Here is a 9,632-nt window from a genome sequence, read left to right as displayed (position 1 = left end):
ATTTAGGGCTCAGTATTGTTGATAATATTTTTGAACGACAGCACGCCGTTACCTGGATCAGTGGTATTCGAGATAAAAGTGCCTACTTGATGGAGCACTCGCTTAACGTCGCGTTTTTGCTGGTTAATTTTGGTAAGCATTTAGGATTCGATCACCATACTTTACAAGAGTTGGCGGTGGGTGGAATTGTGCACGATATTGGCAAAGTTCTGGTCGCCGATGAGGTACTTAACAAACCAGGAAAACTGACAGCAGACGAATTCGACCACATGAAGCTTCACCAAGTCTTTTCTCAACCGGTGTTAGACAGTATTCCCGATTTATCGCAAACCGCACGTGATGTCAGTTTGATGCATCATGAAAAGCTTGATGGCAATGGCTACCCTAACGGATTACAAGGTGAAGAAATACATACGATTGGCCGCATGAGTGGCATTGTCGATATCTATGATGCGCTCACCGCCGATCGTTGCTATAAGCGAGCCATGTCACCGTCAGAAGCGTTTAAAATCATGATGGGACTGACTCCGTTTCATTTGGATCCCACTTTGTTGCGTGCGTTTATTCAGTGTATTGGCTTTTATCCGATTGGTTCGTTAGTGGAACTTGTCGATGGGCGTATTGGTTTAGTGTGGCAAGAGAACCTTGATGACATCACGCGTCCAGTTGTGAAAACCTTCTACTCCGTGCGCAGTAACCATTTTCGCGAGGTGGAGTATATCGACTTGGGTAGGCGCCACGATCTGCGCATCGCACGCGCTACCAGTGAAGGGACACTAGATATCTGTGTCGACGCATTTCGTTAATCCTGTGACGTCGCAGGCGCTTTTGCGTATACTGCCCCGCCTCAGTGACCATTTTGGCCAAAGGCTGTGTTTCACCAAAGACTGTGGCTTTGCTAAATAAACGATAGAGAGAAAACAATGAGAGTATGCGCGGTTGATCTAAAAGGCAACGAAGCCAACCTGGTATTGCTAGATAGCGAGAATGACCTTTTTTCGGTACCTGATTGTCGAGCAAAGAAAATCAATGTGCCATCGCCCGAATCACAAGAAAGCATTCAACATTTCCACCGCACCATGAGCAAGCTGGTCGAAGACTATCAAGTAGACAAGATTGTGATCCGCGAGCGTCAAACTAAAGGTAAATTCGCCGGAAGCAGTGCGGGCTTTAAAATGGAAGCGGTCTTGCAGCTTATCGATGGGGTTGAAGCAGAAGTGCTGCCTAATAACATCATGAAGCAAACACTCAAACGCCACCCGATCGATGTCAATCTAAAAGAATTGGGCTTAAAGCAGTTTCAAGAGCATGCGTTTTTAACAGCCTGCGCCTATTGCAATCAAGATAAGAAATAATCATCGACCACAGGGATGTGTCATGCCAGTTATCCGATATCCATCGCCATTAGGCATGCTGACATTAGAAGCGGATACCAATGGGCTCACGGGGCTATACTTGCCTCGCCGAGCACCGTCATCCTCAGCGGCAAGCATCGCGCCCGACGGTGACCCCATACTGGATGAAGCATGCCGTCAACTAGATCAATACTTTGCAGGAAAGCGGCAGGCATTTTCTCTGCCACTTGCCCCGCATGGTACATCGTTTCAACGCCGTGTGTGGGCCGCTTTGCAAACCATTCCGTATGGGCACACTGCCAGCTATCAGACCATTTCCAATGCCATCGGCAATCCAAAAGCCAACCAAGCGGTNGGTTACTTAGTCTGTATGAAAGAACAGGTATTGGGGTCTATTGTCGTCTTTTAGCTGATCAATGGTGGCTAAGGTGACAAGCCAATAAACTGATCACTGACCTACCGCTATTGCCTTTAGAGGCAACTGCTCTATCTCTCGTTTCTCAAGCCTAATGAGTCGGCTCTTCCCTGTAGCGAAGTTATATCGATTACCCGACCGGTGTAGCGTCTATCGAGTGTCAATTATTCTTCAGCTATACATACCAACACACTTACCCTGAGGTGGCCCCAATAAGTTGGACAACCTGATGGTGTCTCTAAGCTATGATCCAGTTATTTCCCTGGCTCAGGCTGCCAAGGCTACGAGTTGCTTGTAGTAAACCTCATCGGGCGTTTGGTAATCAAGGATTGGATGGAGCGTGGGTACACCGCTGGATGCCCATGGTGCGCATCAAACGTTGAGTCTGCTTGCGGTCTATCCGGTAGCCCTGACGTTCTAGATTCAGAACGTAGGCACCTGTCCAATTTTTGAGGCTCACTTAACTCGTCCTGTTTGAGTACGCTGCTATACTGTCATTCAGATTAATTCACAACGACTCGTTTTTCACTCATAGAAGCAAAATTATGTGTCCTAACAATTCTGATAAAAAGGCCAATCTGCGAGCCCGGTACATCACTCATCTGGCCCAGTACGCACGACAATTAGAGGCACTTTGGTCGGCCGCGGCTGATAACCACAGCAATCTCTCGGACATCCAGTCAATAGCGCACCGTCTGGCCGGTTCGGGTAAGGCCTATGGATTCAGGGAATTGTCGCAGGTGGCGAGAGAGCTTGAGCAGGCACTGGAGCAAACTGAATATCTCTCACGGCAAGAACGAGTATCGGCAGCATCCGAGCCGGTCAGCGCATTGTTGCAGGCATTAAGACAGATCTTAAAAGATGAACCGAACGAGGCGGGACATAATCACAGCCAAAATACTGCAGTTACTAAAAACCAGTCCGAAAACGCTATTACTGTCCTGATTGTAGATGACGATAAAGACTTCGCACTCAAACTCTCGGAAAACCTCGACTCTTACGGTTATATTACGCACGTTGAGCAGGATATCGCTCAATTAGAAAAAGCAATTGCCAACTATGACCCGCTTGCTGTGATCGTCGACATGGATTTTTTCGGCGATCGCTTTGCGGGTGCCAGGCAAGTGACTTACTGGCAGCATAACGATGGCGCTCCTCTTCCCGTTATTTTCATCTCTGAGCATGATTCTTTCGACCTTCGCTTGGCATCCGTCAGAGCCGGCGGCAATCATTTTCTTCACAAACCTTTGGATATTCCCAGATTGACTACCCTGCTGCGCGCAGAGCTAAAGATGGCACCTGTCGAGCCCTATCGAATCATGATTGTTGACGATGACGAGGACTTGCTGAGTTTGTATGACAGTATACTCGTTGATGCTGGTTATTCTGTCAGAATGGCGGATAGTGCCCAGAACGCCCTCAATCTTCTCGATCAGTTTCAACCTGAGCTGGTGTTGATTGATGTCAGGATGCCTGTGTGCAATGGCATTGAGCTGGGTCGTATTATTCGCCAGCACGAAGAGTTTTCTACCATACCGCTGTTATTTATGTCGGCGTTTGCTGATATGGATGTGCAGCTGGCCTGTGCCCGCTTGGCAAATGATGAATTCATCAGCAAACCGATAGAGCCCTGGCGGCTGTTGATGATGGTCAAATCGCGTGTTGTGAAAGGCCGCCAGTTGCAAAGCATGGATCGCGTTTTGATTGCGCACGGGGAAAACGCGACTCAAGACACACTGACGTCGTTACCAAAACTAGCCGAAGTCCGGCGTGCTCTGAACGGCCTTTTGAAACAACCGTTTGAAAGGCTTGTTGCCGTGATAAAAATAGACCTGCGAGATTTTCACACCATCAACAATCTCCATGGCCACTTTTTTGGTGATGAGGTCCTGCAAAGTGTCGCGTGGAGGCTTAGCAAACACCTGACCGAAGACAGTATGTTGAGTCGTGAGGGAGGTGATGAGTTTCTGATTCTGAGTAATGAGCACTCCTCGCGAAAAGAGCTTGATGAGTGCGTGAGGGAATTGGTTCAGGCGGTCAATCAAGTGGATATGAACTCTGAGTGCTCTGAGCTAGGCTCTGTCCCGCTATCGGTGGATGTTGGGGTTGCGATCGCTACGGGCGATACCATGACGGCAGACGAGCTTTTAGATCAGGCGGATATGGCTTTGTTTAAAGCAAAAGCGGCTCAAGATGCTGAGCGGGTCTACTTTGATGCAGAGCTCCAGGTTGAGCAAAGATCTCGCTTTACCTTGGAGCAATCGATCAGGCAGGGCCTGGATAATCAAGAGTTTCTTGCGGTTTACCAGCCAATATTCTCAGTGGAAGGGGAACGTATTGTCGGGTTCGAGGCGGAGCATGAGCATGAAGGTGATAGCCGAAGGTGTTGAAAAAAGCGAAGAGCTGGCTTTTCTGAAGCAACTCGGCTGCCATCAGTATCAGGGCTTTCTGAGCGCCCGCCCCATGCTGCCGGAAGACATTGAAGCGGGTGACTGATTTTAAATATGTCGCCGGATCACTTTGACGAGTTGCTCTGAGGTCAGCTTGCTTTTCAGCAGTACACTCGCGACTTCTGAAGGTTTCTCCTTTCCGATATCCTCACCGGACAAGATGATAATGGCCGCACCGGGCTGTGCGCTCTCGATATCCGGGATCAAATCCCACCCTGAGCCATCGGGCAGACCAATATCAAGCAAAACGGCATCATAGGCGTGTTGTTTTAACAGCCTTTTAGCATCGGCCAGGGTTCCTGCTCGCTCCAGACTCAAATGATCACCGACCATGGCCGAAAGGACATCGTGCAGATCTGCATCATCTTCAACGTGCAGAATTTTCGGGCAGTCACCCTGTGATAGCTGATGCCGCACCAAATCAATTAGCTTTTGGTGGTCAATGGGTTTTGCCAGCCATGCAATATTGTCAGTCTCGACATTAAGTTCCAGCTGGCTCCGGTTCACTTTGGCGGATACTACGACAATGGGAATGTCTGCGGTGGCTGCTTGCTTCTTCAGGCGTCTGATTATGTCGAGACCACTGACATCCGGCAACATCAGGTCCAGACTGATCAGGTCCCAGTTGCCTGCTTCTATGGATTCAAGCGCCTCTGCACCAGTATGGCAAATGGCCACTCGATATCCCGCATTTTCCAGCATAATCCTCAGCAGGCTGGCAATGTCCGGATCGTCCTCCACGACCAGTATTTTGGGCGACTCATTGGATGAGCCATCGGTGTTTTTAGGAGAAGCGGTAGAGGATGCTTTTTCAATCGGTGATATAATTGGAAGTGAAAAGAAAAACCGCGTTCCTTCGCCGACGGTTGTCTCGAAGTCAATCGTGCCCCCCATGCGGGTAACCAGTTGCTGGGTAATCGCCAGGCCAAGCCCCGTGCCCCCTTTTTGACGCGTGTCTGAGCTGTCGGCCTGAGCAAATCGCTGAAATATCTTATGGTGAAAATCCTCTGGAATACCCGGGCCCTGGTCGGTCACGCTGACGGTGATATCGTTATCCGTACTGGCAGCCTCGACAGTGACTGTCCCGCCGTCGGGAGAGAACTTGATGGCATTGGACAGCAGGTTGGCCAGCACCTGCTTTAACCGCTGCTCATCAACCTTGACGTTTTGCCGAGTAATCTCGCTGTTCAGCGCCAGTCTGATATGGCGCTCGGCCCCGTAGGCCCTATTTTCATCCACGGCCTGCTCAAGAATGGGTTGAAGCGGTTGAACCTCCATGTCTAAATTCACTTTTCCCGTCGCGATCTTTTCGATGTCCAGCAAATCGTTGATCAGGTGCGCCAATCGTTCGCTGTTTCTGTGGGCGGTCTTCAACAGATTTTTGACCTTTTCGGGTATATCCCCCAGCTTACCGCTCAAAGTAAGCCCTAGGGCACCGCTCACAGAGGTCAGTGGCGTGCGCAGTTCGTGACTGACGGTGGAAATGAACTCGTTTTTCATTTGCTCAATGCGCTTGCGCTCGGTGATGTCCTCGGCAATACCGAGAAAGCCAGTCAGCTTATCGGCGTCATCGAAAATGGGGGTGACGGTCAGCGTTACAGGAATTGGTTCGCCCTGTTTGGTCAGATAGGACCACTCCTGGGACTCAGAGCCCTGGCGCAGGGCGTTTTTAACGAAGACATCAAAGCCTGAGATGGTCTCGCCAAGTGCATCGGAAAGCTCCACCGATCGCTCTTCCATTTCAGATGGAAGATGAAACAGCGCAGGGCTTTGCACGCCAATGAGTTCACTTGAGTCGTATCCAAGCAGGTTTTCAGCGCCTGTGTTGAACAGGGTGATGGTCCCCTCGGTATCGGTGGCAATAATGGCAAACTCGGTTGACGCTTCCAGAACATTGCTCAGCATGGCGGAGGTGCTGGCCAGCTCCTGGGTGCGGGCCTGAACTTGCTGTTCCAAAGTGGTCCGTGCGTCGTCCAGTTCGGAAAAAGTCCTGGCCAGCGCAGTGCCCATGGTGCGGAGTGAAGTAGACAAAATGCCATACTCACGAATTCGGCTATCGGGCAACTCTGGTGGATCGTTGCCGCGAATTTTCTCAGGCAGGTGCTTGCTGGCTTTGTCGAGTTGCGTCAACGGCTGTGTCAGCACGCGACTGAGTAAAAAACTTACCAGAATGCTCAAGAGTGTCATACCCGCCAAAAAGGTGAAGCTCTCATTACGTTGATTTTCTACGGCCTGAATCAGCGGCCTGGCAGGCTTATCCGCAATCAACTCGTTTCCTTCCGTCAGGCCAGTGACCGGCAGACGGTATTGGTAGTGTCCCTCTTTCCAGCGGTTGACCAGGCTTCCACCGGAATCCGGCAACCAAATGCCGAGACTCTCCACGCCCGGTATCGCATTGGTAATTCCTGATGACGGCGAGGTTACTTCTCCGACTTGGGCAATAACCTTTCCCTCAGCATTGATCACCGCAATGCCATCAATGGCATCGGTGTATTCAAAGCGCTGTAGTTCGGTTTTAAGAACTTGAGAAGCATCGGGGCCCTGCCGCAGACGCTCTGCTGTTGCGGTCAGAACGAGATCCAAAGCACTGCCCAACCGCTTTTCCTGTTCGGTTTTGTCGTTATAGCTGCCGATAACTACGGGGGTGCTACCGACGACCAGTGCCACGGTCAGCAGAACATGGAAAAGCAATTCGTTCAGCCCGATATGGGTTGGCAGCCAGTCAACCGACCCGTTCTGAAACCGCCAGACCAGAATCTTGACCAACAGCCCTGCAACTAGAGCATTGAACAGCCCATTCAGCGACTGCTTGAGGGCAATCATGATGGCCGAAGACGTATCCATGCCCAGCACGCCCATATACAACGCAGGAACCAGGGTGGCGCTTGCCACGAGCCAGAAAGCGAGGTCTGCCAGCACCAGGTTTTTCAAGCCGCGCCGGTACAGAAGGCTGACAATAACCGCTTCCAGCGTAAACGTGAGCATGGCGTAAGGGTGGCCCCAAAGAACCCAGGTGTAGGCACCACCGGCCAGCGCCACCCAGACAGCAGGCCAAAAACCGACCAACCTTATGGCCAACATCACGGCGACAGAGCCGAAAATGAAATGTACACCGAAGAACAGGGGTAGGTTGATTATATTACCCAAAACGGCGAGCAGAGCCAGACCGAATGTGGCAATGGCTTTTGTTGAAAAGGTCATAATTTTATCACCGGTAACTGAATATAGAACTCGGCACCGCCGCCGTCGGCATCGCGATAGCCAACCTGGCCGCCAAGCTGCTGGCAAATTTCACGGGTAATGGCCAGACCCAGCCCGGTGCCGGGGAGCTTGCGGCTATCGGTGGCATCGGCCTGGCTGAAGCGCTGAAACAGTCGTTCCTGAAACTCCGGCGACACCCCAGAGCCGTGATCCCGGATGCGAATTTCAGCGGTCTCGTCATGCTCGATAACCGAGACTTCCACAGCGCTATTTTCCGGAGAGAACTTTATGGCGTTGGACAAGAGATTTGTTAGTGCCTGGACAAGCCGCTGGCTGTCGACATTAACTATGATCGCCGGCCACGCCTGGGGGGTGTTAATGCCAGCGCTGTGGGAATCCCGGTATTCACTGATGTCCTCGATAAGGGACCAGATGACTTTCCGGCCGTCGATTTCCTCACTGATCATGCCCTGCAAGCGCACGGGGTAGCGGCTGCCGTCTTTTCGTATATACTCTTTCTCAAAGGGACCATAACGCCCGGTTTTACGGAGATCCGCGAGGGCTTTCTCTTCTTCGGGCAGGTACTCTTTGGGCGTAACATCCCAGTAACTGAGCTCGACAAACTCTTCTGCCGTATAACCGGTTGGGGCAACCAGTGCGTGGTTGAGGTCGATAAAGCGGCCAGTCTCAAAGTCATTCAGGGCGATGCCAATGGGAGAAAACTCAAACAGGCCGCGCAGGCGCGCTTCACTGCGTTCCAGCGCAAGGCGTGCCTGTTGCTGTTCGTGGATGTCCTGTATATACCCATACCACTGGATGCTACCATCCAGTAAGCGTTCCGGTTTGGCGTGACCCGAGACCCAGTGATAGCCATTGCGTGGGTCCGCCACGCGATAGTTGATCACCCAGTTCTCCTGAGTCCGGGCTGAGTCTTCGATTGATGCGCTCACGGCGGCCAGGTCATCCGGATGGATACGCTCGAAAGCGGTTGTGGCATCCTCCGCGGCCTGCTCCGGGGTTATACCATACAGATCTTCAATCTGGGGCGAGCTGAAGGGGAAGACCATTGTTCCATCGGGGAAACGGCGAAACTGGTACACGGTGCCCGGCAACTGTGCCATCAGCTTGGTCAGACGGTCATGACCGAGACTGTTGGTTAAGACCTCGGATATCCAATTGGCCAGCAAGCGGAGAAACAGCTTTTCGCTTTCGTCATAGTCCTCTTGCCTGGCACGGACAGTAGAAAGATTCAGAGTTCCCCAGGGGTGACCGTCCACCTTTACAACAATGCCCGCATAGCTGCCCAGGGGGTTGGCCTCATAGCAAGGGTGAGCGTGATATTCAGGCTGATCCGTGTCCGGAATAAAGTACTCGCGGCTGGGCCCGTCATCGGCACTGGCCATCAACAGCTCGCACCAGGTGTCGCCCAGTGCGAACTGCTGACCGGCGGCCACCGGAATATCGTCCCTGGCATTCACCCAGGCAAGGGTGTAGGTGTCTCTCTCAATCTGGCTGAGAATCGCCAGATCTGAGCCAAGATAGTGCCTGGCCTCCTGCAGGGCGTGGCCAATTTTGTCATCCACTGAGCGGTGAGTGGAGAAGGCAATATCGTTCAGCAGCATCAATGCCCTGTGATTGTACTCCAGTTGCTGCAGCGCATCGTGCTCGCGGGTGATATCCACAATAAACCCTTCAAGCACAGCCGGATACTGTGGTTCGTCCCGGATGCACCGACCGCGCTCTTCCACCCAACGCCATCCCTTGGTGCGGTGGCGAATCCGGTATTCGATGTGCCATTCGGTATTTTCCGCCATCGCTTTTGTCACAGCTTCGTCAACCTTTGGCGCATCGTCACCGTGAATCAGTTCAACGTAGCTGATGCGCTTATTCCCGATCAGATCGTCTGCTGTATAGCCACTAACGGTTTCCACCTGCCGGCTCATGAAGAGCATGGTCCAGTGTTCATCCGGCAGGCAACGGAAGGTCACACCGGGCATATTGTTCAGCAGTGATGCCATTTCATCATGGCTTGCCTGTAGCTTCTGCTCCATTTCGGTGGTTTGTCTGCGCTGCCGGGTATCCGCCCGGATCAGATCCTCCACCATGCTCGCCAGCTCCCGAAGTAAAGCAATCTGAGTGTCGTCAAACGATCGCGGTTTGCGGTCGATCAGGCAAAGGGTACCCAGGCGATGCTCGGTATCGGTATGCAGG

At 52.0% G+C, this 9,632-nt stretch carries 7 protein-coding genes; 5 read left to right on the top strand and 2 right to left on the bottom strand.

All coding sequences use genetic code 11. From position 1 onward, the window contains the following. The 5 genes from BZG79_RS08640 to BZG79_RS08620 all read left to right on the top strand — a co-directional run. Positions 1 to 806, top strand: an 806-nt coding sequence (locus tag BZG79_RS08640; RefSeq protein ID WP_077774198.1) for an HD-GYP domain-containing protein, incomplete at its 5' end; no start/stop codon positions are given. 117 nt (positions 807 to 923) lie between these two features. Further along, a complete protein-coding gene (locus tag BZG79_RS08635) occupies positions 924 to 1,355 on the top strand; it encodes a DUF3010 family protein (RefSeq protein ID WP_077774197.1) in 432 nt (143 codons plus the stop codon). A 22-nt stretch (positions 1,356 to 1,377) separates the two neighbouring features. After that, the gene (locus tag BZG79_RS16895; protein ID WP_077774196.1) at positions 1,378 to 1,764 is read left to right on the top strand and encodes an MGMT family protein; all 387 of its coding nucleotides are present in this window, start codon (positions 1,378 to 1,380) and stop codon (positions 1,762 to 1,764) included. A gap of 551 nt (positions 1,765 to 2,315) precedes the next feature. Then, entirely contained in the window at positions 2,316 to 4,160 is a 1,845-nt protein-coding gene (locus BZG79_RS08625; protein ID WP_077774195.1) for a response regulator, read from the top strand. After that, a complete protein-coding gene (locus BZG79_RS08620) occupies positions 4,135 to 4,266 on the top strand; it encodes an EAL domain-containing protein (RefSeq protein WP_199877657.1) in 132 nt (43 codons plus the stop codon). The genes BZG79_RS08625 and BZG79_RS08620 overlap by 26 nt, the downstream gene beginning before the upstream one ends. A 2-nt stretch (positions 4,267 to 4,268) precedes the next feature. Here the strand turns inward: BZG79_RS08620 and BZG79_RS08615 are convergent, their stop codons facing one another. Then, a complete protein-coding gene (locus BZG79_RS08615) occupies positions 4,269 to 7,421 on the bottom strand; it encodes a response regulator (protein WP_077774193.1) in 3,153 nt (1,050 codons plus the stop codon). Next, on the bottom strand, positions 7,418 to 9,632 hold a 2,215-nt coding region (locus BZG79_RS08610), incomplete at its 5' end, for a PAS domain-containing protein (RefSeq protein WP_199877655.1). The genes BZG79_RS08610 and BZG79_RS08615, both read right to left, overlap by 4 nt.

This window comes from Salinivibrio sp. MA427 (genome assembly GCF_001996115.1).
GTDB lineage: Bacteria > Pseudomonadota > Gammaproteobacteria > Enterobacterales > Vibrionaceae > Salinivibrio > Salinivibrio costicola.
The sequence above is the reverse complement of the archived record's forward strand: the minus strand, read 5'-3'. Positions and strand labels throughout refer to the sequence as shown.